At 61.5% G+C, this 442-nt stretch carries 1 pseudogene; it reads left to right on the top strand.

Going from position 1 to position 442, the window contains the following annotated elements:
- Positions 1–442, top strand: a pseudogene (locus tag EOA85_RS37980) (calcium-binding protein); the annotation flags it as partial.

Raw genomic sequence — 442 nt, forward strand, 5'->3', positions numbered from 1 at the left:
CGCCCAGACCATCGAGGGAAATGCCGGCGCCAACACTCTAAACGGCGGCGTCGGTGCCGACACCATGATCGGCCACGGCGGCAACGACGAATACTATGTCGACAATGCCGGCGACAAGGGGGTCGAGTCCTCTGGCCAAGGTCAAGACAGGGTGTGGACCTCTGTGAGCTATGCACTCTCAGCCGGCTCATCGATTGAAGTCCTTGGCACCACGAAGGACGCCGGCACCACGGCAATCAACCTGACCGGCAACGAGTCGGGCCAAACCATCCAGGGCAATGCCGGCGCCAACGTCATCAACGGCGGCGGCGGTGCCGATAAGTTGAGCGGTTTTGGCGGCAACGATGACTACTACGTCGATAATGCCGGCGACAAGGTGGTCGAGTCCTCTGGCCAAGGTCAAGACAGGGTGTGGGCTTCCGTGAGCTATGCTCTCTCGGCC

Source organism: Mesorhizobium sp. M5C.F.Ca.IN.020.29.1.1, assembly GCF_003997375.1.
Lineage (GTDB): Bacteria > Pseudomonadota > Alphaproteobacteria > Rhizobiales > Rhizobiaceae > Mesorhizobium > Mesorhizobium wenxiniae.